Below are 23,334 nucleotides of genomic sequence, written 5' to 3'. Positions count from 1 at the left end.
TGCAGTTAATATGCGTTTATCAAAAATTCAAGGTAAGATTTATGAGTACTCGTTCTGACCTTTTAGGCACTGCTGAGCTATTGCTACGCACCAAAGGGTACGCTGCATTTAGCTATGCCGATTTAGCTGACGAAATTGGTATAAAGAAGGCGAGTATCCATCATCACTTCCCTACAAAAGAAGGGCTTGGAATTGCCGTTATTGAGAGCTATCTTTTTAGATTTGAGAAGAATCTAGAGTTGATAAATGAAAAAAGCTCCGACACGATCGTTCGGTTGGAAGAGTTTTGTAAGTTGTTCGTTGATAGCTCAAAAAATGGAATGTTACCCCTATGTGGTGCACTCGCTGCTGAACTTTCTGCTCTGCCGGACAGTCTTAAGGAACTAACTAGGAAATTTTTTGAAATCCATCTTGCATGGTTGGAGAGTAATCTCCTTTTGGGTCAGTCTGAGAGAGTTATAAAGAGGGATGTCAATCCCAAGGCGGTTTCACGGGCGATATTGAGCTTGCTTGAGGGCAGCAGTTTTGTGTCTTGGGCGCTGAGTGACACAGTTGTAGACCAGTCTGGGTTCGATTTGATTTTGAACAGTATTATCCGTTCGTAATCTAGGTTTATCGCAGCTGACCGACATTTCAGTAGAGAACCTTTTCTCAACACGTTGTATCGCCCATCTTTTAAGGTGGGTTTCTTATTTCTACCTTCCGCTGGCTGCTTCAGCAACTGATCCACTCCCGTAGGATAAAATTTCTGAGCACCTACGCTTTTTCAGCGTGTGTCTCCGTCTGTCTGCACGGACAAGCGGTACTTTCCTACTAGCTACGTATTAGTCGGGGGTGAGAGGTGATTCATCAGTTACGCGTGGGGTGGATAACGAGATCGAAAAATCCTCTTGAAAACAAACCAACCAATTGGTAGGGTTGTTGTGTAGAACATTCATCCAGGCGCAAAAATGCGCTCCTTCGAGGTTTTTTTAATGACAAGTAATCTGAATGGTATTGACGTCGCCGCTCTGCAACAGTTTGCTCAAGGTGTTGCTGGGGAGGCGAACAAGCGTCACGCGAGCTTCAACGTCAAGACCAAGTGGAAAGGCCAGACTCGCTCTGTGGCGAAAGTCAGCCGCTACAGCTTGGCCGGTGAAACCTATCCGCGTGATTTCGAAATTGTCGCCGATGAGCCAAATGAACTGTTAGGTCAAAACTCTGCCCCAAACCCTCAAGAGCTGCTGATGGCAGCGCTCAACGCCTGTATGTCGGTAGGTTATGCGGCCAACGCCGCCATGATGGGTATCAAAATCCATAGTCTGGAAATTGAGACGGACGGTACCCTTGACCTGCGTGGTTTCTTGGGTCTCGACGAGAGCGTCAACCCAGGGTACGACGAAGTGAGCGTCGTGATTCGCCTGCACACCGACGCACCTCGTGAGCGCGTGGAAGAGCTGCATAAAAATGTGATTAAGACGTCGGTCAACTACGCCAACTTCTCGAAAGCCATCCGTATGGTGCCGACCCTCGAGGTTCGTGAGGACTGATAATCGTCGGGCTTCGAATCTTTAAAGCCTTAAGAGCGCCAGTGGGCAAAGCACTACTGGCGTTGCAACTTTTGGCCTAGTAATTCAATGGAGTACGAAATGAGCATTTTTTTCAACAAAAAACTGCTTGTCGTCGGTGGCACCAGTGGTATGGGTGGTCAATTGGGAACATCAGCTCTATCAGTGCACATGCTGCATTCGCTGGTTCGTCCGCTCTGCCTACGGCATGGTGAAGGTACGTTTGCATGCGCTGACACGCAATCTGGCTATTGAATCGGCTCACTCGGGTAGTCGCGTCAAAGCCATCTCATCAGGGATCGTCCACACCTCGATCTATTAGGGGTTAATGGGCAAAGAGGCGATTCCAGAAGCGATGAAGTCGCTGGCTGATTTCCGCCCAGAGCGAGTTGGTGTTCCGGAGATTTTACCAACACCATTGTGTTCTTGCTGTCGGGTAAAGCGCCTTGGGTGACCGGCGCTATCTGGGCTTTTTCGAGGAACGACTTGAATGGCTGGAGAAAGCCATCAGCGAGGCAGCTCTGAAAAACGCGTGGTTAGCCTATGCCGCCTGAAGCCTACGTGCTCATCCGGTTGAGCGCGTTAGGAAGTGCAAGTCTCATTGAGTGGACAATAGGCAGATCAGTTGATCATTTGGTAGGGTTTAACTATTTGCTTAAGTCGCTAGAACGATCAGTTATCAAATAGTGTCATAAACTAAAACATGCTGGTCGCTACCATATAGATTGATTTTAGATCAGTCTCTTGGCTTCTGCTCAATAGGTGGCGGTGTCTTTAATTTCTTTCAATGTCGAGTGATTTATGAGCAGCGTTTCTAAAAAACTTGTAGTAGATATTTGGTCTGACTACGTCTGTCCTTGGTGCTGGGTCGCGAAGCGTCGTTTCGAAAATGCGCTTGCAAGCTTCCCATACAAAGACAGTGTTCAAGTCAATGTAAGAGCGTACCGTCTTGCCCCGAACCATGTTGCTGAACCTATGGTTGGAGCCCTAAAACGTAAATTGGGTAGTCCGGTCTCTGCTGTAACTATGATGAGTGCTGTGAAGCAATATGGCCAATCTTCGGGGCTTGATTATCGTTTCGAAACCATGCTGTTTGGTGATACTGCAGATGCGCACGTATTAGTTAAAGCAGTCCAAGATGAAACCCTGAAAAAAGACTTGGTGGAAGCGCTATATGAGCAAAGTACCACTCAGGGTAAATCGCTCTTCGACAGGAAAAGTTTAGAGGCGATAGCAAAGTCTGTAGGGGTACTTGATGAGTCAGTTCTACTCGCGTGGTCATCTCAAGCCCTGCGCTTTCAGATGCAGGAGGACGAGCGCGCGGCGGCCCAATTCGGCTCAGGCGTTCCTTTTTTTGTTTTCAATAATTCGTTTTCAGTTTCGGGAGCTCAGCCCCAAGAGGCTTTTCTCCAAGCATTGAATCAAATGTGTTCGGAGTCAACGGGTGAGGATGAGTCGTTCAGTGGTCAAGTCTGTGGTCTTGATGGATGTAATTGATGCTAGAGACTTCGCAGCACCTATGGTGCTGCTATCTCTAAACTTGAATTAGCGTTGTGGATGAGGTGCAAATGAGCCGTATCGTAGACTTGAGAGCCGAACAGTTCGCCAGATTCGTTGCAAAAGGCAGCAGCGTCGTGCTGTTTTCGGCGTCTTGGTGCAAGCCGTGCCAGGTAATGAAGCCGGTCTTTCACGACCTCGCAGACAAGCTGCATTCTCGCGCTGCCTTCGGAAAAATTGATGTGGCTGTTTCTCCGACGATTTCCCAAATGTACGGCATACGATCAGTGCCATCCTTGGCGATTTTTCACGAAGGGCGGTTACGTTTGGTTCTGGCCGGCTCTCGCTCGGTTGCCGCTTTGAAGATAGCAATCTTGGCTGATTTAAAGGACGTTTTGTAGGTCGATCTGAATGGCTTTAATTCTTTCGATTTTCGTTGGCTATTTTTCTTCTCCGCCTTGGCTCGACTTTACTTCGGCCAACTATTGATCAGATAAGCTGTATCGTCATTGAACAGTTCCGCTAGTAGCGCGTTTGTAGGCGTCGTAGTAGAACTCGGTCTCATCCGAGGGCTGCGTGACCATTTCCTCAGCATCTCCAGATTCAGGCGACGGAATCGATCCCCACGCTCACGGGCTTCATAGCGTCCGACGCCCAGTTTTTCCAGCGCTTTACGTCCAAGGGGCAAAGCGATCTCAAAAGTCTCCCGCTGGACTGCCTCCATGCCTATATGGCGTAGGGCAATGATGTGACCCATATCGCGAGCGCACCATCACCTTCAGGGAGGGAAAATGCTTCTGGGCCAGCCGAGTCAGTGCTAGGTTATTGTCCTGATTGTCGATGGCGTTGATCAGCATCACTGCTTGACCAGCGCCGGCGGCGTGCAACAAATCGAGGCGGGTCGCGTCGCCGTAGAACACCTTGACCCCGAACTTACGCAACGTCTCGATATGACCGGGATCGTGATGCTGTACCACCAATTCAAAGCCACAGGACATTAATAGACGGCCTTGCGCAACGCGGGATGCGCGCGCATGGCTCAACCAAGGGGTATACTTCGGAGGTCGGTATGTGACCGCTGCAAAGTCAGTGGCGCAATGGTCAGTGCGTTGATAGCGGCGGGTGCCGTTGTTGAGCGTGACCTTTTTCGAGAGCTTTAATCCTCAAGCTCGCACTGCGTCGTAGTTGAATCAGTGATCGTTTTGGCAGGACTAGGGGCTACTGTGCTGTTGATTGCTAGTGCTTTTCCTACCATCAGTCGACCAACTCATGACGCAGTGCACTCGGTGCTTTAACGAAGTAGCTCCGGACAGCATGCGAAAAACGCGCAGGGGTCTGTATGGCCCAGTCTTTCTGCTGGTATCACAAGTGGTAGCTCGGAATCAGCTAGACCTTCCAATGCTTCGTTCGTACGCTCCTTCCAGCAGTTGCCGGAAGGATGAACCGCGTTCGATCAATCGAAGCTAAAGGGTGCGCATGCTCAGAAGTGTGCGCCGTAGACCAGCAACTTCTTCGGGGCGCAGCCGAGGTTCACATAGGTGCCGCCCAGTAGCGGCTCTCGGCCACAGCCACTTTCGCGTCAAAACCGGCCGCAAAGCGAGCAGCCCGTACACCACCGGAACCGGCGCCAATGATGTAAAGGTCAAAATCGCAGGTCATTTTCATTCTCCTCAACAGGCCATCAGCACAACGAGCGGTTGGCTAATGGCGTGCGGGATAGCCTGTAGGCCTTGAGAAAACTTCTTGCAGTTGATTGGCGGGGCGGGAAGGCTAGGCTTCCAATTTTACCGATATTTCCGCACTGCCGTGTATTAAGACTTGTCGAATGCATCCAAAACGTGAGTGCTGTAAACCAATGCAGCACCAGCGTTCATGTTGATCGCTACGCCCAAAGCTTCTGAGACCTCTTCAGTTGTTACACCTAGCTTTTTGGCCTCAGCAGCGTGGAAAGCAATGCAGCCGTCGCAGCGGGTGGTCACCGCTACAGCGAGCGAAATCAGTTCACGAGTTTTAGCGTCAAGATGGTTTGTTTTTGCTCCGGCATTGCCCAACGAAGTCACACCTTTCATGGTCTCCGGTGACAGGCCATTGAGTTGCACCAAGCGGGTGGTGATGTCTTTACGAGTTTGCTTCCAATCTTGCATGGGATACTCACTTGGGCGCGATGCCCTAATAGGTTGCGAAAAGAGTTGTGAACTCGATGTGAAAGCTACCATCTAGTAGGTAGGTTTTGCAAGGGCTCACTAAAGCGACTTGCGCAGATGGAAGGGGGAGTTCCCACGAGTAGGAATGAGAGTTCAAAAAATAAGCGTTATGACGATTCCATGGCGACCTTCTGGACTGCCATAAACCATGATCCAAAACGAATATGCCAATTCCATCGTATGAGGCAATGTCCAGCAGCAGGTGCCGTGTAGAGCCATTTTCCTATAGCCGATGTTTCTGGCCAGTGGGGCCCGGCTAGGAGTTAGGTTTTTCTATGGGGTACAGATGCTGTCACCTACCAGGCTCATCACCTTCTGGAAATATTGGTCAAACTTAGTTGCTTTCACGCCGCACACCTCTTCATGACCTCATACGTCGGAGTCTTCCTTTCGCGTAGAGCTTCTGCTGGTTTACCGAGTAATCGAAGCCGGCAGACCACTGGCTATTCATGCTGAACAAGGTGTCGTTGTGACGCAATTCGAAGCGGTTACCGTCGACCCGTTGTTCATGCCGTCGCAGATAGGCAGAGCGGCGTCTCACCAAACTGTTGTCGGCGTTGTAGCGATAGTTTTCCAGGTTGCGGTAGTCACGCTGGGCATCGTAGTGATATAGGGTATTGCAGGCTGGTGCTGTCGTTGACCCTGATAATCGATGATCGAACGTACCAAGCGGACGCGCTGTTCGTAACGTCCGTCGCTCACGTTATTCAAAGCGTCGGCTCATGTCGATCTTCATGGTATCGCTGACCGCGTTCAGAATCGGCGAGCCCCAATAAGAGCTGTCCTCTTTATCTTCCTGGTATTCAATCGCCAGGGTATGGCTGAGCTGTGGAGTCCAGTCAGTGAGGATGGAAAACGCAGTGCTTGTGGACTCGCGTTTATTGCGATGTAGCCATTACTGCCCTCACGGCTGACATCCAGACGAGCGAAGTGATGTGGATCCGCGCCGATACTCAGGGCATGGTTGACCCCAAGCGCAAGCTCCGAGGAATCATAGCTGCCAAGCGTACGCGGCCTTCGACTGTCTGTTCTTCCTGGCTGACGGACACCTTCGTTATCGGACTTGCGCCGTATGTGAAAAACTGGAATATCTTTGAGACAACAATTTGGCGTTCACCTTGGCACCTCACCGTCTGAGTATCGGCGAATGTTTTCGTGAAATGAGGTTTGAAAAAAAAGCATAGGGAACTGCCAGCCTTTTCAGAATCAAGCATGAAACCATGAGTTATATTAAAATCATGTTTTAATGGTGATGAGTTGGTTTTTGATCTGCGAAAGGTTAAGACTTAAAGCGTTCCCGATATTCTTTGGGTGTGACGGAGTAGTTTTTTATAAAGCTACGGATGAAGGTTGACTCGTTACCTAGACCGCATTTATTGGCGATTGCCTTAAGTGGGGTCTTTGAGGTTGCAAGTAATTGGCAAGCTGCTTCTAACCGAATCTTCTCGACCATTTTGCTCGGCGTACAGCCGGTTATCTCACTGTATTTTCGCGCAAAGGTTCGTTCACTCATGTTCATAAAGTTTGCTAGCGAAGACACCGATAGATCGCTACTAAGGTTGCTATTTAGCCAAGCATGAAGGTCTGAAAATTGACTGCTTTTTGCTTGTAGGGTTAACGACGAACTGAACTGGTTTTGATCTCCCGGACGCTTCAGAAAAACAACCAAGTGTCGTGCAACTTCGAGCGCGGCAGCGTGCCCCAAGTCTGCTTCGACCATTGCAAGAGCCAAGTCGATGCCAGACGTAACGCCGGCGGAAGTCCATAAATCGCCATCGTTAATGAAGATAGGCCCGCGCCTTACGTTTACGGAGGGAAAGTCAATTTCCAACTTGTCATAGGCTGACCAATGGGTCGTAACATTTCGCCCGGTTAGTTTTCCAGCAGTCGCTAGCGCAAATATCCCCGTACACACGGAAACTAGACGCTTCGCTTTTTCAGCATGCTTTACAAAATGTGTAAAAAAGTTCGGGTGATTACAAAATTTGTGAACCCCAGGCCCGCCAGGCACGATTAGCGTGTGTGCCGCCGGTGTGTCCTCTTCCAAAATGGCAGCATTTAACGAGAAATCAGAGAGGATCTGTGTCGTGGGGCTTAACGATAGGATAGTTAAAGAGTACGGCGGATGATCGGGATGCGCGAAATGGTTAGCCGCAATAAACACATCCAGGGGGCCAGCTAAGTCGAGCAGGCTCACTTCAGAGTAGGTAATGAATTGAATGGATTTAACAAGCATTTTGAGTTACCCCTCCCAAGAGAACACCTCGAGGATCCTCATGATTTTGGCAGAAATCATCAATTTTTTGTCATCTTTTTAGCCCATTACCGTCTATTGTGACCTTAATCTAAAACGCTGCAGGATGGCCTTGTATCACCTGGGATATTTCTAGTAGCACTTGAGCATCCTTTGGTCTTTCCTTGGCGGTTCGCGCAAATTAATGGTTTTTATTTGAGGGCTGGTTTTATGTCGGGTCTTATGAAGAGCGCTATGGGATTCGAAGTGAGCATGGATGAAGGTCTTGAAGGCGAGATCTGTAATATCCTTGGACTAATGGAAAGTAACTCTTCAAGTGTTGCTAAATGTGAATTAAGGAGTGCCACCGAGTCGAACAGCTGGGTAATCGAGTGTTCATGGCGCGACCAGCAAGCAATGCATGCTCATTTTTCATCTCGTCACCTGCAAGATCTAATTGGTCTATTGGCCTCTCGATCCCGTAGAATTGTATTTGGTTGCGACAGAGAATGAGCTTGATGCTCTTGTTACCTAAGGCACTAAGTTCACCTATTTGCTACTTTCTGATGCTCAGTTTGCGGTGAGCACAGCAGCTTAGTCTTTTGAGTTGCTGAGGCCAAATAGGCCTCAGCAATCTTCCATATCAGAAGTCCACAGTCACTCCCGTATAAAGCGCACGGCCATCACCTGGCGAATGCAGTGATGCCTTGGCACCGTCCGGGTCGTACCAGGCATACTCATAATATCGGTTAGCGAGGTTTTTCAACTGTAGGTCGACGCTCACTGACTGCGTCACCTGGTAGGTTGCGCCGAGGTTCATCAGTACGTAACCGCCATAAGTCCCCTTCGTGTTTTCCCGCTCCAGATAATAATTGGTCTGGCCGTTCATCCAGGCAGTCAGCTGTAATGCGTCGGTCGCCCCATAGCTGATGCCCGCGTTGTACAGGTGATGCGGGATGTGGTCGATTTCCTGGCCTTTGCTGTTAGGCAACGTAGCACTCGGCTCAAGTATTTTCGAATACTGCCAGGAGTAGGCCATCCAGATATTCGTGCGTTCGTTCGGATACAGGTTCATCTGTAAGTCATAACCCCACCGCCGCGTTTCACCGACGTTATCGGATTCGCCGCTCGGGTCGTTCAGCCGGCGACTTACTTCCCCTGAAGCCTCTTGCTGCCAATAAGCAACACGCCCGTCCACCCAGTCAGTCGGCGTGAACTTGATTCCGGTTTCCCAGCCTTCGTTGATCGATGGTGCTAGGTCGGTATCTCTGGGCGGAATCTTATAAGCCGCAGCCCCTGTGCCCACTTGAAAGGTACGCCCCCAATTCGCGTAAAAGCTGGCCACATCCCACGGCGAATACACCACGTTGATTTTCGGCTGCTTGATCAGCCCGTAGTCGTTTATGTCGTAATCCATGCCGGTCATTTCATTGGTGAAATCGCCCTGGATCTTATCGACCCGATAGGCCGGTATGATCTTCAGAGACTCAAACGGTTTGATCTCGGCCTGGATATAGGCGCCGTATGTATCGAAGTCGAACTGCTGGTCGCGGGTGGTAGCTAAACGTGTGCGGTCTCTGGTGCGATAGCGCTCACTCTTGTTTTGCTGCTGTTGCATGTTGGCACCGCCTTCCAGTGCGAAATCGTGTAACCAGCTGACTTCAGGCCGCCAGGTCAGGGAGGTGAGGGCGCCATATTGCGTTTCATAGTTGTCACGCTCCTGCTGTGAGCTTGTACTCCAGTATCGCGTCCAGCGCCTGTCGTCAAAGGTGTTGACGTAGGTTTTCGCTGACCAGGCGAGCGTCTCAGCCAAGTCGGTGTCTAAATGCAGGCTGACCTGGTTCATGCGCCGCGTGCCTTTGTCCGTAGCGTTGTGACTGTTGGTCATTTCGGGGTGATGACGTGCATCGTCCTCAGTCAGGTAACCTGGCTCCTGAGCCTCGGCTTCATAGTGACGAGCGATCAGGCCGATGCGGTAGCTGTCATCGTCCGGCGTGTAGAACCATTTGCCTGACATCGAAAACCTGTCCGCTTCCGAGTGATCCCGATAGCCGTCTGCTTTTTGATAGGCGAAAAAATAGTTTTGAGTCCAGTTGCTGCTTTCAATGCCCTTGGCCAGTTGGGCCTCTCGCGTATTGAAGCTGCCATAACGAAGCCGTGCCTTGTCGTAGTCTCCACCCGTGCGGGTCAGCATATTGACGTTGCCGGCAATGTTGTTCAGGCCATAGCGCGCATCACTGGTGCCACGCACGACCTCGATGCTGTCCAGCTCCATGGGGAAAATCATGTCCATGTACGGCATGTTGCCGTCGTTGCTGTTGCTTGGGATTCCGTCGATCAGCAATTTGACAGCGTTCACTTCGCCTTCGCCGTTGAAGCCTCGAAAGGAGATTTTGCCCGAGGTGGTGCCTTGGTTGAATTCTGTCAGCATAACCCCCGGTGCGCGGCTGAACAGCTCCCAGCTGTAGTTGACCGGCATCTTTTCAAGTATGTCAGCACCCAGAATATCAACTGAGCTGAGTACGCTACTTGTGCTTAACGGGCCGCTGGCTGAACCTTGAATGCTGACCGCGCCCAGGGTCAGGGTTGAATTTTCGATTCTGTTGGCTTCAGCTAATGCCACTGACAACGGGCTTAATGCGAGCACACCTATTGAAAACAGCGGCCATAGGGGATGGGGCACAGAAAAACGCTTTGCGTGACGCAAAGTAAATGGAGCAGGCATAGCACGCACTTCCTGATGATCAAGAAACTCTAAGGGGCGTTCAGCGTCCTTGGCAGGTCGCTAAAAATTTAAAGAGGGCAGCACCGGATGATGTCAGCGGTGTTGTGATCAGGCGAAGGGAGAGGCGCGCGGACTTAGACTGGGCCAACGAATCCTTGGATGCAGTGTCGGTAGTTCAGGATTTTCGAGGGCGGTATTGGTGGTGTACTGCGGTAGGTAATGCCGATAGTAGTTGGACGGTAACGCTGCTAGCCCTACATGTCCGCAACAGCAGTCGCCGTGCTGCATGACAGGTTTTGATTGGGGAAGCTGCAAGGCATCAATCACCTTGCCGAGGTCTGTAGGAAGGGCGCTCAAGTTCCCACCCGAACAAAAGCCACCCCAAAGAATCAGGCGCACGTCCGGCGTCTGCATCGCACGACTCATCGGCATGGCGAACAAATTGAGCAAGACGGCCAGACAGGCAATCCAGGGACTGATGCGTTTCAACGAACTCATAAATGAAATCGCCGCGAAGGGGCGGCTATTTAGCCCGCTTTAAAGAATGAAGTAAATTTTTCCTGGGTGCGCTATTTCGCCACTAGGTCTTTTCGGACGCGAAGGAAAGGCTTCACCCAAACAATATGCATGCACCAACTGGTAAGCTCGCCCATCAATTCGCTGGATGAATGGCTATGTCATTACGCGCGCTTCGAACATTGCTTGCCATTGCTCAATACGGTTCTTTCGTCAGGGCAGCGAACGCAGTACATCTCACCCAGTCCGCGGTCAGCCTGCATGTTCGGTCGCTGGAGGAGGATTTCAATGCACTGCTGTTTGACCGTTCACGGCGGTTGCCGGTGCTGACGGATGCGGGGCATATCGCCGTGGAGCGTGCCAGAGAAATTCTGGCCTTATACGACGGCATCTCATCCGAGATTGGCGGCGACAGTGAGTTGCGCGGCAGGCTCAGAATCGGCGCCATCCAAACAGCGCTAGCAGGCGTCCTGCCCCTAGCACTGTCTGCATTGCGCGCCCAGCATCCGCACCTGCGCATCACTGTTGCGTCGGGCATGTCTGCTGAGTTGTCCACGCGCGTGGAAGCGGGCGAGCTTGATGTTGCGATCACCACAGAACCGGTAAAACCACACCCTTATGGCCTGGCAAGCACGATGCTTTACGAGGAAGGATTCTGGATCATCGCGCCGGTGTCACTCGCGCATGAGGACTTGCAGCTTCTTCTCAAAAGTCAGCCGTTCATTCGCTTTGATCGTCGCGCCTGGGCGGGTCGAACCATTGAGCGAGAGCTTCGCACTATGCGGCTGCGGGTGCAGACCAGCATGGAGCTTGATAGCCAGGATGCGATTATCCAGATGGTTTCAAGCGGACTTGGCGTATCCATCATTCCTCTCGCTCAGCAACAAGTCGAAAGCCTGACAACATTGGCCTTTGGGCCGTTCGGCACGCCTCAAAAAACCAGGCGCGTGGTATTGCTGGAGCGCGAAGACCGTCCGCTTGGGCGACTGGCTTCAGCTCTGGCGAACGCCGTGAAAGCGTATTCTCCGTACGCTGATCCATGAGAGATACTTTTTGGTCGCTGAACTTTAAATCGTTTTTATTTTAGAGTCAGACTTCTTATGGTGGTGCCCATCCAGACGATTTCTTGAGGGCAACATGATCACTCTACCTGCCGCAGACAATGCCCTGCAGTCTCCTATCCTGATAATGACAAAGCGAGCGGCGTTGATGCGAGCGCAGGGCCGGGATGTCATCAACCTGACGTTGGGAGAGCCGGATTTCAACGCGCCGCCCCACGTCCTTGAGGCTGCGCACACTGCACTCAGCGGTCGCCTGACCTACTCACCGTCGAATGGTATTGAGCCACTTCGCCACGCGATCCGTATGCGCATGAAAGACAATCGAAACCTCGATTGCGCCGATGAACAGGTGACCGTCGGCTGTGGCGCCAAACAAATCATCTATAACGCTTTTCAAGCGACCCTCAACGACGGGGATGAGGTAATTGTTCCTGCGCCGTATTGGGCAAGCTATCCCGCCATGATCAAGATGTGCGGCGCCCGACCGCTGTTTGTATCGACTACGAGAGAAGAAGGCTTTCGCCTCACTTGCAGAGCACTTGGAGGCAACGCTTCGCCTGGCAAAGTCGCCCAAGTGGGTCGTCTTGAACGCGCCGGGCAATCCGTCAGGGTCGCTCTACTTGCGCGAGCAACTGTTGGCCATCGCCGAAGTGCTGCGCCAGTACCCAGGGGTGATGGTGCTATCGGATGACATCTATTCAGAAATTCGTTACACGGATGATCCCTACCAAACGTTGGCGGCGGTGGCGCCTGACTTGAGAGACCGTATTCTGATCGTGGATGGTGTGTCTAAAGTTTACGCAATGACCGGCTGGCGAGTGGGGTGGGGGTGTGGGCCAACGCCATTGATCACAGCAATAAGCTTGGTTCAGTCACAGAACTGTACTCAGACAAGTACCTTGAGCCAGTTGGCGGCGGTGGCTGCATTGACTGGGCCCCAAACATTGGTGCATGAGCGAAATGCTATTTATCGCCAGCGGCGTGATGCCGCGCTGAAAGTCCTGCGAGCCTGCGAGGCGATTGATGTCGCGTGCCCAGAGGGTGCGTTTTACCTCCTGCCCCGGATCAAATCGATCAAGGATGATCAGGCTTTCGCGCTTGCCTTATTCGAAGCCGGCGTAGCCACCGTTCCGGGAAGCGCTTTTGGGATGCCGGGGCATATCAGGCTTTCCTTCGCCACTGATGAGTCGATCATGATCGCGGGATGTGAACGGTTGGTGCAGAAAATCAAGGCAAGCGCATGACCATCTCCTTATTGACTTCTTTGTTGCCCATCGCACTCTTGATCGTGCTGGGCGCTTGGCTCAGACGTCGCCAATTCTTGGCAGAGACCTTTTGGGCGCAAGCAGAGCGCCTGGCATATTACGTGTTGCTTCCTTCTCTCTTCTTTCACGGACTGGCGACCGCCAAGCTTCATGGAGTGCCCATTCAAAGCATGGTCTCGGTGCTCATATTGTCGACTGTCGTGGTATCGCTAATGTTTTTGGGCGCAAGAGCGTTGATCACTCAGGACAATGCGGCATTCACCTCAGTTTTTCAGGGTGGCATACGCTTCAACAATTACGTCGGCGTTTCGGCAGCTGCGGGCTTGTTCGGCGTGCAAGGCGTAGCACTGGCAGCCGTCGCGAACGCGGCTATAGTGCCTACAGTGAACATCCTGTGTGTGCTGGTCTTCGCGAAGTACGGATCAGGCGGCAGGATGTCATTCAGCAAAGTCCTTAACCAGTTAGCACTTAATCCGCTTGTACTAGCGTGCTTCGCTGGCGGATTCATTCAGGTCTTGGGCTGGGAACTACCGGTTGGTATTGAGCCGATGCTCAAAGCCTTGGGGCAGGCGTCACTACCGCTCGGTCTAATTTGTGTGGGTGCCGCGCTTGAGTTCGGAAGCATTAAGCAATGGCTACGCCCGGTTGGCTATTCGTCGCTGGTGAAGTTTTTATTCATGCCGCTCGTGACGCTTGGAGCCTGTCATGTGTTCGGGCTTGAAGGGAAAGCCGCCATTGCAGCTCTGATGTTCCAGGCGCTGCCTACCGCTTCATCCTCCTACATCATGGCGCGCCAACTGGGCGGAGATGCGCCGCTTATGGCAGGGATCATCGCTTGCCAAACCCTGCTTGCAGGCGTTGCACTACCCGCCGTCATCTTGATAATGACCAACTGGATTGAGCTTTAGGAGTTTACATACAGCATTCAAGATTGCAGCCCGACTGCGCCATGTTTCGAACATCATCTAGAGTGAGCCATATCCATTTTTACTCCTCTATTACCCCCAATATTGTCGAAGTTGGGCGAGTCGATACTCTTGCCAGCAGGGCCAAGGTGACGCCGGGGAGGCGTAACTCGGCGTGGACATGAGCCCGTCCGGCGTCGGACGTTGGTCGCTTGGCGCGGGTACTGCCGGCGGAAATAAGACGTCGATTCAGCTCGGCATCTGAGAGGTCGATGGGCCACTGATGCCCGCTGGCAGCGAACCGGCAAAGGTAGTCTCCCGCACTCGAATGGCCAATGGATAAACTTTTGGCGATCTTGCGCACGGACAGGCCGGCGTCGATCTTTAGGCGTAGTACCTCTCGGATTTTACGCATGGATAAACGCTCCACGACGACCTCTTCGCTTCGATAAAAGAGGGCGATGGTAGTGAGTATTCCTGCGTCGCTGCCTGCCTGAAAGAGTCCGGATGGCCGTGGAATCGGTGTCCGGATCAGCGTGGAATCAGTGTCCGGATTTTGGTGGAATGGCCGTCCGGATGGTCATGGAGTCCGCACAGTGATCACAAAAGCCGTGCTGAAATGCAGCGGGTTGCGTGGCAATTTGTCGCTCCGGGGGGGGCTGTTTCCACAGGCCTAATCAATCCGAATTTACGAAATGCTATTTGGCTGACTGGGTCGCGCGCGACGCATCCGAAACTAAGGGTTCAGCCTAGCGTGCTTTCCAGACGGAATCTAGGACGGAAGCGTTTCTGTTGCCCATGACCCGAAGAATTGCGGAACTCAGAGTCGGAAAACACCATGAATTTTTTTTTGCGCATATCCATTTTACTTTTGAGGGGGATGGTAGCTTCCAGCTACCCAGAGATTGCAGTGATCCGCGTCGCTAAAGGGTCACTTCAAAATCATGTCGCAGACAGCTGAGTGCTGATCCGCCTCGTACAACTGCCTTATCCATCTTCCAAAGCATTCCGCTGGCGTTCGGCGCAATCAGGACGGTTGACTGTCTTCCTCTACCCAAGAGAAAAACCTCCTACACCCCTGTCTTTCTGGGAAAAATTCGTATTTTTTAGCTGCCATTCAGTAATTGAACTGATCAGTGGATGATTGGTTGCCTGTTCCTGTCTGTACAAGTATGTGTTTGCACGGTAGAGTCAACCATGCGTCTCGACACGTTTGTCCGTAAATCGCAGTCCGTGTGTGTTCTGTGTACGCCACACGTGCTCCATAACTGTACTCGTGCGCCTCAAGCGCTTCTGTTGGTTATTAGGAATAAAAACAATGAAAAAATCTATTTTGACCCTCTCAGTATTGGCTCTGTGCGCGGCGGCTGGCTCGGCTGCGGCCAAGGAGTACAAGGAGTTGCGCTTTGGAGTCGACCCATCCTATGCACCCTTCGAATCCAAGGCAGCAGACGGCAGCCTTGTGGGCTTTGATATTGATCTGGGTAACGCGATTTGCGCTGAACTGAAGGTCAAGTGCAAATGGGTAGAAAGTGATTTCGACGGGATGATCCCCGGCCTTAGGGCCAATAAATTCGACGGCGTGATTTCTGCAATGACCGTGACGTCTTCGCGGGAAAAAGTTATCGATTTTTCTAACGAATTGTTTTCAGTACCTACATCCTTCGTCTTCAAGAAAGGCTCGGGCTTGAGTGAAGACATCACGACGCTGGCTGGCAAAACCGTGGGCTATGAACAAGGCACCACCGAGGAGGCCTACGCCAAGGCCGTGCTGAACAAGGCTGGAGTAAAAACCCAGGCCTATGCCAACCAGGATCAGGTTTACGCTGACTTGGTCACGGGTCGCCTCGATGCCTCGATCCAGAACATGCTGCAAGCTGAAATGGGTTTCCTGAAATCCCCGCAGGGCGCCGACTTTGAAGTGAGCAAGCCAGTCCATCACGAACTGCTGCCAGCAGAAACGGCTATCGGTCTGCTCAAAGGCAATTCCGAGCTTAAAATCCTAGTGAACAAGGGCATACAGGCGCTGCACGACGACGGCACCTACATGGCCATCCAAAAGAAACACTTCGGTGATCAGAATATTTACAGCGGCAAATAACGACGCTACGCCCATTCATGGATGGGCGTTTTTCTGATTAACGAAGGGCTTCCCCATGTTAGAAAACCTATTGCAGATGCTGGGGCTGTCTGGCTTCAGCCTCAAGGGCTTCGGCCCACTGTTGCTGCAAGGCACCTGGATGACGGTCAAGTTATCCTTCCTTTGCTTGCTGCTGAGCGTGGTTTTGGGCCTGATTGGTGCCAGTGCCAAGCTTTCAAAGTCGGCGCTGTTGCGCGTCCCGGCGCAGGCTTACACCACGCTGATTCGTGGAGTGCCGGATCTGGTTCTGATGTTGTTGATCTTCTACAGCTTGCAAACCTGGCTCACCCAACTGACCTCAGCCTTGGGATGGGATTACGTCGAGATCAATCCATTCAGTGCGGGCGTAATTACCCTTGGTTTCATCTACGGTGCGTACTTCACTGAGACTTTCCGAGGTGCCATCCTGGCCGTGTCTCGTGGCCAGATGGAAGCGGCCACCGCTTACGGCCTCACCCGTGCGCAGCGTTTCCGCTTTGTACTGTTCCCGCAGATGATGCGTTTCGCCTTACCTGGTATCGGCAATAACTGGATGGTCATCCTCAAGGCCACCGCGCTAGTCTCAATTATTGGACTGGCTGACTTAGTGAAAGTGGCTCAAGACGCCGGCAAGACAACCTATCAACTGTTCTTCTTCCTTGTGCTGGCGGCCTTGATCTACCTCGTCATCACTACAGCATCGAATTACGTCTTGCGGCGGCTGGAAATCGTCTATGCCGCAGGCACCCGGGAGGCCGTGCGATGATTGAACTTCTGCAGGAATACTGGAAGCCTTTCCTCTACAGCGATGGCTATCACATCACCGGGCTGACGATGACCCTATGGCTGCTCAGCGCCTCCCTTTTCATAGGCTTTTTGATGGCACTCCCGCTGTCGATTGCAAGGGTCTCAAGCAACCTGTGGGTGCGCTGGCCGGTACAGTTTTACACTTACCTGTTTCGCGGCACACCGCTGTATATACAGCTGCTGATCTGCTACACCGGTATTTACAGCCTTGCAGCGGTGCGGTCGCAGCCCATGCTCGACGCATTTTTCCGGGATGCAATCAACTGCACCATTCTTGCCTTCGCTTTGAGCACTTGCGCCTACACCACTGAAATCTTCGCCGGGGCGATCCGTAACATGAATCACGGTGAGGTTGAAGCGGCTAAGGCGTTCGGACTAGGCGGCTGGAAGTTGTATGCCTACGTCATCATGCCATCTGCGCTGCGCCGATCGCTCCCGAACTACAGCAACGAAGTCATACTGATGCTGCACTCGACCACCGTAGCATTCACCGCGACTGTGCCAGACATCCTCAAGGTTGCCCGGGATGCCAATTCGGCAACGTTCCTGACATTCCAGTCGTTCGGTATCGCCGCTGTGATTTACCTTGCAGTCACTTTCTCTTTGGTTGGCCTGTTCCGTCTGGCTGAACGCCGTTGGCTGTCTTTCCTTGGCCCGGCTCATTAATTCAGGATGTTCGAACATGTATAAGTTGACCGTTGAAAACCTGCATAAAAGCTATGGCAGCCACCAAGTGCTTAAGGGCGTTTCGCTTAATGCCAAAACTGGCGATGTGATCAGCCTGATCGGCGCCAGTGGCTCGGGCAAGAGCACTTTCTTGCGTTGTATCAACTTTTTGGAAACGCCCAACGACGGCGCTATGGGGCTGGATAACCAGCCGATTCGCATGATGCATGATCGCCACGGCATGCATGTGGCCGACGCGGCAGAACTTCAACGCCTGCGCACACGGCTCGCGATGGTATTCCAGCACTTCAACCTCTGGAGCCACATGACCGTGGTCGACAACATCACTATGGCTCCACGCCGGGTGCTGGGTGTCAGCAAAAGGGACGCAGATGAGCGTGCCCGGCGGTATCTGGACAAGGTAGGTTTGCCGTCTCGCGTCGCCGATCAGTACCCCGCGTTTCTCTCCGGCGGGCAGCAACAGCGGGTCGCAATCGCCCGAGCTTTGGCCATGGAGCCGGAGATCATGTTGTTCGACGAACCGACTTCCGCGCTCGATCCAGAATTGGTCGGCGAGGTGCTCAAGGTTATCCAGGGCCTGGCCGAAGAAGGCCGAACCATGATTATGGTGACCCATGAAATGAGCTTCGCACGTAAGGTGTCGAACCAGGTGCTGTTCCTCCACCAAGGACTCGTGGAAGAACAGGGCTCACCTGAAGATGTGCTGGGCAACCCCAAGAGCGAACGCCTGCAGCAGTTCCTCAGCGGCAACCTTAAGTAACCACCGTGCCTTCGAGCGACTGCCTGGTCGCTCATTAGCTCCAAATCGCCTTGCCCTTTGTCTGTAACCACAGTCGAGCAAAATTAGCTTGATTGAGGTTGTATATACATGATTATATTTATGTGCGACCTGTAGCGCTAAACCATAAATAGGCTGAGAAAGTCATTTCGAGAGGATTACCGGTGAGCAAGCCATCCCATTTCCGTAACGTCGAAATCCGCGCCGCGCGTGGTAATAAGCTGACCGCCAAAAGCTGGCTGACTGAAGCTCCACTGCGCATGTTGATGAACAACCTCGACCCGGAAGTGGCCGAGAACCCTAAAGAACTGGTGGTTTACGGTGGTATCGGTCGTGCGGCACGTAACTGGGAATGCTACGACAAGATCGTTGAAAGCCTGACCAACCTGAACGACGACGAGACCCTGCTGGTGCAATCCGGCAAGCCGGTCGGCGTGTTCAAGACCCACACCAACGCACCACGCGTACTGATCGCCAACTCCAACCTGGTTCCACACTGGGCGAGCTGGGAACACTTCAACGAACTCGACGCCAAAGGCCTGGCCATGTACGGCCAGATGACCGCCGGCAGCTGGATCTACATCGGCAGCCAGGGCATCGTTCAGGGCACCTACGAAACCTTCGTCGAAGCCGGTCGCCAACACTACAACGATGACCTTAAAGGCAAGTGGGTACTGACCGCCGGCTTGGGCGGCATGGGTGGCGCTCAACCTCTGGCTGCAACCCTGGCCGGCGCTTGCTCGCTGAACATCGAGTGCCAGCAGATCAGCATCGATTTCCGCCTGAAAAGCCGCTATGTCGACGAGCAGGCTACCGACCTCGACGACGCGCTGGCCCGCATCGCCAAATACACCGCCGAAGGCAAAGCGATCTCCATCGCGCTGCTGGGCAACGCGGCTGAAATCCTCCCGGAACTGGTCAAGCGCGGCGTACGCCCGGACATGGTCACCGACCAGACCAGTGCCCACGACCCGCTCAACGGCTATCTGCCGGCCGGCTGGACCTGGGATCGGTACCGCGAACGCGCCAAGACTGAACCAGCCGCTGTAATCAAGGCCGCCAAGCAATCGATGGCCGTGCACGTTAAAGCCATGCTGGAATTCCAGAAAATGGGCGTGCCGACCTTCGACTACGGTAACAACATCCGTCAGATGGCCCAGGAAGAAGGCGTGGAAAACGCATTCGACTTCCCAGGCTTCGTGCCGGCTTACATCCGTCCGCTGTTCTGCCGTGGCATCGGCCCGTTCCGTTGGGCTGCGCTGTCGGGCAACGCTGAAGACATCTACAAGACCGACGCCAAAGTCAAAGAGCTGATCCCGGACGACGCTCACCTGCACAACTGGCTGGACATGGCTCGCGAGCGCATCAGCTTCCAGGGTCTGCCGGCACGTATCTGCTGGGTTGGCCTGGGTCTGCGCGCCAAACTCGGTCTGGCGTTCAACGAAATGGTCCGCAGCGGCGAATTGTCGGCGCCAATCGTGATCGGCCGCGACCACCTGGACTCCGGTTCCGTGGCCAGCCCGAACCGTGAAACCGAATCGATGCAAGACGGTTCCGACGCCGTGTCCGATTGGCCATTACTCAACGCACTGCTGAACACTGCTAGCGGTGCGACCTGGGTCTCTTTGCACCATGGCGGCGGCGTCGGCATGGGCTTCTCCCAACATTCGGGCATGGTAATCGTCTGCGATGGTACTGACGAAGCGGCCGAGCGCATTGCACGCGTGCTGCACAACGACCCGGCCACAGGGGTGATGCGTCACGCCGATGCGGGTTACCAGATCGCAATAGATTGCGCCAAAGAGCAAGGCTTGAACCTGCCAATGATCACCCCTGTTAAAGGAGCCAAAGCATGAACACACTCAACATTATCCCAGGCCAACTGAGTCTTGCCCAACTGCGTGATGTCTACCAGCACTCGGTGAAAATTACCCTCGACAACAGCGCTTCGGCCCAGATTGAAGCCAGCGTTGCCTGCGTGGAACAGATCCTCGCCGAGAACCGCACCGCCTACGGTATCAATACCGGTTTCGGCCTGCTGGCCTCGACCCGCATCGCCACCGACGATCTGGAAAACCTCCAGCGCTCGTTGGTTCTGTCCCACGCTGCCGGTGTTGGCGAGCCGATCAGCGATGCGCTAGTCCGACTGGTTATGGTGCTCAAGGTCAACAGCCTGAGCCGTGGTTTCTCCGGCATCCGCCGCGCCGTCATCGAAGCACTGATCGCTTTGATCAACGCCGAGGTTTATCCGCACATTCCGTTGAAAGGTTCGGTCGGTGCATCCGGCGATCTGGCGCCTTTGGCCCACATGTCGCTTGTGCTCCTGGGTGAAGGTAAGGCTCATTACAAGGGCGAATGGCTGGAAGCGACTGAGGCGCTGAAAGTCGCCGGTCTGACGCCGCTGACACTGGCTGCAAAGGAAGGGCTAGCATTGCTCAACGGCACGCAAGTATCCACCGCATACGCCCTTCGTGGTTTGTTCGAGGGCGAAGATCTGTTCGCTGGTGCATTGGCGATCGGCGCTCTAACTGTTGAGGCTGTTTTGGGCTCGCGCTCGCCATTCGACGCACGCATCCACGCCGCTCGTGGACAAAAAAGCCAGATCGACACCGCTACCGCTTACCGTGACTTGCTGGGCGAGCGCAGTGAAGTCTCTGACTCCCACCAGAACTGCGGTAAGGTTCAGGATCCGTACTCCCTGCGTTGCCAGCCGCAAGTCATGGGCGCGTGTCTGACCCAGTTCCGTCAAGCTGCCGAAGTGTTGGTCGTCGAAGCTAACGCCGTCTCCGACAACCCGTTGGTCTTTGCTGCCGAAGGCGATGTGATCTCCGGTGGTAACTTCCACGCCGAGCCTGTGGCCATGGCTGCTGACAACATGGCATTGGCCATCGCTGAAATCGGTTCCCTGAGCGAGCGCCGCATTTCGCTGATGATGGACAAGCATATGTCGCAACTGCCGCCGTTCCTGGTGGCTAATGGCGGCGTGAACTCCGGTTTCATGATCTCCCAAGTCACCGCAGCGGCGCTGGCCAGTGAGAACAAGGCGCTGGCGCATCCGCATTCGGTAGATAGCCTGCCGACTTCCGCGAATCAGGAAGACCACGTGTCCATGGCTCCAGCAGCCGGCAAGCGATTGTGGGAAATGGCTGAAAACACTCGTGGCGTGCTCGCTGTAGAGTGGCTAGCTGCGTGCCAGGGCCTAGACTTGCGCGAAGGTCTGAAGACCTCGGCGAAGCTGGAGCTTGCCCGCACCAGTCTGCGCAGCAAAGTGGCCTACTACGAGAAAGATCGCTTCTTCGCGCCGGATATCAACGCGGCGAGCGAGCTGTTGGCTTCCCGTTGCTTGAACGAGCTGGTGTTGCCGAAGTTGCTCCCAAGCTTGTAGTCGTGGGGAGGGGCCTTTGGCCCCTGTCTCGGGTGAGCTGAATTGGTCGAGTCATTCCACGCATTAGCTACAATGTTTATGCAGTTTTTTGCTCTACAGCTATTGGCGACAGGCAGTCGTTGTAGCTGTGGAGCTTTTTTTGCGTTTGTAGTACATGAAAATTCACGACAGCCATGGCCTGAGATTTTGAGTTTCAGGGAGATGCCTATGACGGTCGCATTTTCGCTGAAGCGCTGTTACAGAATCTCTAAGCGCCCGCCCGTTCCACCGGCAAACCTTGCGTCGGATTGTCGGCAGCAAGATCGGAGCTCTTGGCATTAGTTTCATCTGCCTGCTTGCCAAGCCTCCATCCCAGGCAGCCTCAGAGCAATGCGCGCACTCTACTGACAACTGCAAGCAGGCCGCCAACTTGGCCCAGCATATCAAGCGCACTATTGACCCAACCGCTAATGGCATCGACTGCGCGATAAACGACGATATCGATGACGCTGTTGGCCTTGTATTTACTCTCGGCGTCGAGTGGCGCGAAGAGCATCTCCCGGCCCGGTCGGGCGAAGGCATATTCGTCGATGCGACGCACGGTCATTAGGACAGTGAGGATGATACAGCTTGGCGCCAGCGCGAGCTCAATCAAGCCGATGCATATCAGCAGCGGCACGATCGCCAGAAGCATGCGCCCCCCCAACCTCTCCGCCAAGCAGCCAGTCAGGAATAGCTGCGAGAATAGGGTGCCAGCCTGGACAATGAAGTCGATGATTCCGAATGCGCGAATCTGAGTCAGACGGTCAGGAAAAAGCTCGACCATCAAACGTGCTTGTTCGCAGTAAAAATGTCGTGATAGTTGCGAGCAGCATCATAAAGCTGGATATACCCAGTAGGTAAGTCGACTTCAGGGCTCGCGTCAAGCCGCTGAAAGGAGGATGCTCGGACTGTCCATCGATGTGGCTCCGGGGCGTCCTGCACCGCCGACCTCATGCCAGCGCATCAACGGGTATTTGAGTGCCAGTGCTGCGCCAAGTAATAGACCCGCCAGCAGCATCAGACCTGTCTCTCTCGGTTGACCGACAAACAACGCGCTGAGTGCTGGCCCCACCAGCCCGCCGACACTGGCGCCGGCCGCAATAAAGGCAAACAAGCGTCCGGGTTGCACGCCGTCGAATACGTTCGCCAACAGGCTTCAGGCGACCGAGACGACAAATAAGTTGTAGGCAGAGATCCAGACGTAGAAAACACGTGCCATTCACGGGCTTTCGCTTTGCACTTGGAAGAGTGTGGCGAGAATCATCAAGTTAACGCTGATGAACCCCTAGACCCAATCGACAAAGTGCAGGTGTGTCCCCCGGGAACTGAGCCAGGCAAACATGGGAGCTACGGCGAGCATAACGAAGAAAGTTGCGGTGAACAGCCATTGCAAATTCTCCACCCCCACCGTTATGCCCATGGATTCGCGGATCGGACGCAGCATGAAGCAGCCGGTGAACAAGCAAAAAAATAACAGGAAGCCTGAAGTCGCAGGGAGCAACTCCTGAGATTCGGCGTTGATACCTTGGCTCAAACGAAGCTGCAGGAATGAGGTGCTCATCCCAAATCATGATGGTTCAATTC

The 23,334-nt window shown here is 53.5% G+C and carries 20 protein-coding genes and 5 pseudogenes; 16 read left to right on the top strand and 9 right to left on the bottom strand.

Translation table 11 applies throughout. From position 1 onward, the window contains the following. Window positions 1-41: 41 nt before the first annotated feature. From AB4O41_RS07035 to AB4O41_RS07010, 6 genes are all read left to right on the top strand, one after another. Entirely contained in the window at window positions 42-605 is a 564-nt protein-coding gene (locus AB4O41_RS07035; protein WP_460146840.1) for a TetR/AcrR family transcriptional regulator, read from the top strand. Window positions 606-974: 369 nt separating this feature from the next. Then, window positions 975-1,529 carry an OsmC family protein gene (locus AB4O41_RS07030; protein WP_460146838.1) on the top strand — a complete coding sequence of 185 codons (555 nt, stop codon included), beginning with the start codon at window positions 975-977 and terminating at the stop codon, window positions 1,527-1,529. Between the two features lie 99 nt (window positions 1,530-1,628). Continuing rightward, window positions 1,629-1,802 (top strand): hypothetical protein, encoded by a 174-nt coding sequence (locus AB4O41_RS07025; protein ID WP_460148466.1) that lies wholly within the window; start codon window positions 1,629-1,631, stop codon window positions 1,800-1,802. After that, window positions 1,756-1,869 carry a hypothetical protein gene (locus AB4O41_RS07020; protein WP_460148311.1) on the top strand — a complete coding sequence of 38 codons (114 nt, stop codon included), beginning with the start codon at window positions 1,756-1,758 and terminating at the stop codon, window positions 1,867-1,869. The genes AB4O41_RS07025 and AB4O41_RS07020 overlap by 47 nt, the downstream gene beginning before the upstream one ends. 479 nt (window positions 1,870-2,348) lie before the next feature. Then, window positions 2,349-3,044 (top strand): DsbA family oxidoreductase, encoded by a 696-nt coding sequence (locus AB4O41_RS07015; RefSeq protein ID WP_460146836.1) that lies wholly within the window; start codon window positions 2,349-2,351, stop codon window positions 3,042-3,044. Between the two features lie 71 nt (window positions 3,045-3,115). Next, window positions 3,116-3,445, top strand: coding sequence for a thioredoxin family protein (locus AB4O41_RS07010; RefSeq protein ID WP_301157916.1), 330 nt, complete (start codon window positions 3,116-3,118; stop codon window positions 3,443-3,445). Window positions 3,446-3,513: 68 nt separating this feature from the next. On the opposite strand, the pseudogene AB4O41_RS07005 reads toward AB4O41_RS07010, so the two are convergent. The 7 genes and pseudogenes from AB4O41_RS07005 to AB4O41_RS06975 all read right to left on the bottom strand — a co-directional run. After that, window positions 3,514-4,054, bottom strand: a pseudogene (locus AB4O41_RS07005) (NAD-binding protein); the annotation flags it as partial. Window positions 4,055-4,527: 473 nt separating this feature from the next. Beyond that, window positions 4,528-4,703: pseudogene (locus AB4O41_RS07000) on the bottom strand (FAD-dependent oxidoreductase); the annotation flags it as partial. A gap of 152 nt (window positions 4,704-4,855) precedes the next feature. Beyond that, window positions 4,856-5,188 carry a carboxymuconolactone decarboxylase family protein gene (locus AB4O41_RS06995; protein ID WP_137204872.1) on the bottom strand — a complete coding sequence of 111 codons (333 nt, stop codon included), beginning with the start codon at window positions 5,186-5,188 and terminating at the stop codon, window positions 4,856-4,858. Window positions 5,189-5,651: 463 nt separating this feature from the next. Continuing rightward, window positions 5,652-6,270: pseudogene (locus tag AB4O41_RS06990) on the bottom strand (TonB-dependent siderophore receptor); the annotation flags it as partial. A gap of 257 nt (window positions 6,271-6,527) precedes the next feature. Further along, a complete protein-coding gene (locus AB4O41_RS06985) occupies window positions 6,528-7,484 on the bottom strand; it encodes a GlxA family transcriptional regulator (protein ID WP_460146833.1) in 957 nt (318 codons plus the stop codon). A gap of 640 nt (window positions 7,485-8,124) precedes the next feature. Then, window positions 8,125-10,206 (bottom strand): TonB-dependent receptor, encoded by a 2,082-nt coding sequence (locus tag AB4O41_RS06980; protein ID WP_460146831.1) that lies wholly within the window; start codon window positions 10,204-10,206, stop codon window positions 8,125-8,127. Window positions 10,207-10,314: 108 nt separating this feature from the next. Continuing rightward, window positions 10,315-10,704, bottom strand: coding sequence for a DUF2946 domain-containing protein (locus tag AB4O41_RS06975; RefSeq protein ID WP_460146829.1), 390 nt, complete (start codon window positions 10,702-10,704; stop codon window positions 10,315-10,317). Between the two features lie 176 nt (window positions 10,705-10,880). On the opposite strand from AB4O41_RS06975, the gene AB4O41_RS06970 reads away from it, so the two are divergent. The 4 genes from AB4O41_RS06970 to AB4O41_RS06955 all read left to right on the top strand — a co-directional run bounded on the left by AB4O41_RS06970 (window position 10,881) and on the right by AB4O41_RS06955 (window position 13,956). Next, window positions 10,881-11,765 carry a LysR family transcriptional regulator gene (locus AB4O41_RS06970; RefSeq protein WP_460146827.1) on the top strand — a complete coding sequence of 295 codons (885 nt, stop codon included), beginning with the start codon at window positions 10,881-10,883 and terminating at the stop codon, window positions 11,763-11,765. Between the two features lie 94 nt (window positions 11,766-11,859). Then, window positions 11,860-12,474 carry an aminotransferase class I/II-fold pyridoxal phosphate-dependent enzyme gene (locus AB4O41_RS06965; protein ID WP_460146825.1) on the top strand — a complete coding sequence of 205 codons (615 nt, stop codon included), beginning with the start codon at window positions 11,860-11,862 and terminating at the stop codon, window positions 12,472-12,474. Continuing rightward, window positions 12,368-13,027, top strand: a complete 660-nt coding sequence (locus AB4O41_RS06960; RefSeq protein ID WP_460146823.1) for an aminotransferase class I/II-fold pyridoxal phosphate-dependent enzyme — start codon at window positions 12,368-12,370, stop codon at window positions 13,025-13,027. Before AB4O41_RS06965 ends, AB4O41_RS06960 begins: the two co-directional genes overlap by 107 nt. Beyond that, on the top strand, window positions 13,024-13,956 hold the full coding sequence (locus tag AB4O41_RS06955) for an AEC family transporter (RefSeq protein WP_460146821.1): 933 nt from the start codon (window positions 13,024-13,026) through the stop codon (window positions 13,954-13,956). The genes AB4O41_RS06960 and AB4O41_RS06955 overlap by 4 nt, the downstream gene beginning before the upstream one ends. 111 nt (window positions 13,957-14,067) lie before the next feature. Here AB4O41_RS06955 and AB4O41_RS06950 read toward each other — a convergent pair. Next, window positions 14,068-14,368: pseudogene (locus AB4O41_RS06950) on the bottom strand (IS21 family transposase); the annotation flags it as partial. A 903-nt stretch (window positions 14,369-15,271) separates the two neighbouring features. Between AB4O41_RS06950 and AB4O41_RS06945 the strand changes: the two are divergent. From AB4O41_RS06945 to hutH, 6 genes are all read left to right on the top strand, one after another. After that, on the top strand, window positions 15,272-16,054 hold the full coding sequence (locus tag AB4O41_RS06945) for a transporter substrate-binding domain-containing protein (protein ID WP_460146819.1): 783 nt from the start codon (window positions 15,272-15,274) through the stop codon (window positions 16,052-16,054). Window positions 16,055-16,109: 55 nt separating this feature from the next. After that, a complete protein-coding gene (locus tag AB4O41_RS06940) occupies window positions 16,110-16,838 on the top strand; it encodes an ABC transporter permease (protein WP_460146817.1) in 729 nt (242 codons plus the stop codon). Beyond that, window positions 16,835-17,545: an ABC transporter permease gene (locus AB4O41_RS06935; RefSeq protein WP_301157905.1), complete on the top strand. Its 711-nt coding sequence runs from the start codon at window positions 16,835-16,837 to the stop codon at window positions 17,543-17,545. Before AB4O41_RS06940 ends, AB4O41_RS06935 begins: the two co-directional genes overlap by 4 nt. 16 nt (window positions 17,546-17,561) lie before the next feature. Beyond that, entirely contained in the window at window positions 17,562-18,326 is a 765-nt protein-coding gene (locus AB4O41_RS06930) for an ABC transporter ATP-binding protein (protein WP_460146814.1), read from the top strand. A gap of 182 nt (window positions 18,327-18,508) precedes the next feature. Beyond that, window positions 18,509-20,200, top strand: coding sequence for a urocanate hydratase (hutU, locus tag AB4O41_RS06925; RefSeq protein ID WP_460146812.1), 1,692 nt, complete (start codon window positions 18,509-18,511; stop codon window positions 20,198-20,200). Next, window positions 20,197-21,729, top strand: coding sequence for a histidine ammonia-lyase (gene hutH / locus AB4O41_RS06920; protein ID WP_460146810.1), 1,533 nt, complete (start codon window positions 20,197-20,199; stop codon window positions 21,727-21,729). Before hutU ends, hutH begins: the two co-directional genes overlap by 4 nt. A 361-nt stretch (window positions 21,730-22,090) precedes the next feature. On the opposite strand, the pseudogene AB4O41_RS06915 reads toward hutH, so the two are convergent. Next, a pseudogene (locus AB4O41_RS06915) lies at window positions 22,091-23,311 on the bottom strand (NTP/NDP exchange transporter). Window positions 23,312-23,334: the final 23 nt, after the last annotated feature.

The organism is Pseudomonas sp. S2_A02 (assembly GCF_054668495.1).
Note: the sequence above shows the minus strand (reverse complement) of the source record. Positions and strands in the feature narration are given on the sequence as shown.

Bases quoted from the DNA above. Each gene is read 5' to 3' on its own strand.
- AB4O41_RS07035 (WP_460146840.1), top strand. From the start codon at position 42: ATGAGTACTCGTTCTGACCTTTTAGGCACTGCTGAGCTATTGCTACGC.
- AB4O41_RS07030 (WP_460146838.1), top strand. From the start codon at position 975: ATGACAAGTAATCTGAATGGTATTGACGTCGCCGCTCTGCAACAGTTT.
- AB4O41_RS07025 (WP_460148466.1), top strand. From the start codon at position 1,629: ATGAGCATTTTTTTCAACAAAAAACTGCTTGTCGTCGGTGGCACCAGT.
- AB4O41_RS07020 (WP_460148311.1), top strand. From the start codon at position 1,756: ATGGTGAAGGTACGTTTGCATGCGCTGACACGCAATCTGGCTATTGAA.
- AB4O41_RS07015 (WP_460146836.1), top strand. From the start codon at position 2,349: ATGAGCAGCGTTTCTAAAAAACTTGTAGTAGATATTTGGTCTGACTAC.
- AB4O41_RS07010 (WP_301157916.1), top strand. From the start codon at position 3,116: ATGAGCCGTATCGTAGACTTGAGAGCCGAACAGTTCGCCAGATTCGTT.
- AB4O41_RS06995 (WP_137204872.1), bottom strand. From the start codon at position 5,188: ATGCAAGATTGGAAGCAAACTCGTAAAGACATCACCACCCGCTTGGTG.
- AB4O41_RS06985 (WP_460146833.1), bottom strand. From the start codon at position 7,484: ATGCTTGTTAAATCCATTCAATTCATTACCTACTCTGAAGTGAGCCTG.
- AB4O41_RS06980 (WP_460146831.1), bottom strand. From the start codon at position 10,206: ATGCCTGCTCCATTTACTTTGCGTCACGCAAAGCGTTTTTCTGTGCCC.
- AB4O41_RS06975 (WP_460146829.1), bottom strand. From the start codon at position 10,704: ATGAGTTCGTTGAAACGCATCAGTCCCTGGATTGCCTGTCTGGCCGTC.
- AB4O41_RS06970 (WP_460146827.1), top strand. From the start codon at position 10,881: ATGTCATTACGCGCGCTTCGAACATTGCTTGCCATTGCTCAATACGGT.
- AB4O41_RS06965 (WP_460146825.1), top strand. From the start codon at position 11,860: ATGATCACTCTACCTGCCGCAGACAATGCCCTGCAGTCTCCTATCCTG.
- AB4O41_RS06955 (WP_460146821.1), top strand. From the start codon at position 13,024: ATGACCATCTCCTTATTGACTTCTTTGTTGCCCATCGCACTCTTGATC.
- AB4O41_RS06945 (WP_460146819.1), top strand. From the start codon at position 15,272: ATGAAAAAATCTATTTTGACCCTCTCAGTATTGGCTCTGTGCGCGGCG.
- AB4O41_RS06940 (WP_460146817.1), top strand. From the start codon at position 16,110: ATGTTAGAAAACCTATTGCAGATGCTGGGGCTGTCTGGCTTCAGCCTC.
- AB4O41_RS06935 (WP_301157905.1), top strand. From the start codon at position 16,835: ATGATTGAACTTCTGCAGGAATACTGGAAGCCTTTCCTCTACAGCGAT.
- AB4O41_RS06930 (WP_460146814.1), top strand. From the start codon at position 17,562: ATGTATAAGTTGACCGTTGAAAACCTGCATAAAAGCTATGGCAGCCAC.
- hutH (WP_460146810.1), top strand. From the start codon at position 20,197: ATGAACACACTCAACATTATCCCAGGCCAACTGAGTCTTGCCCAACTG.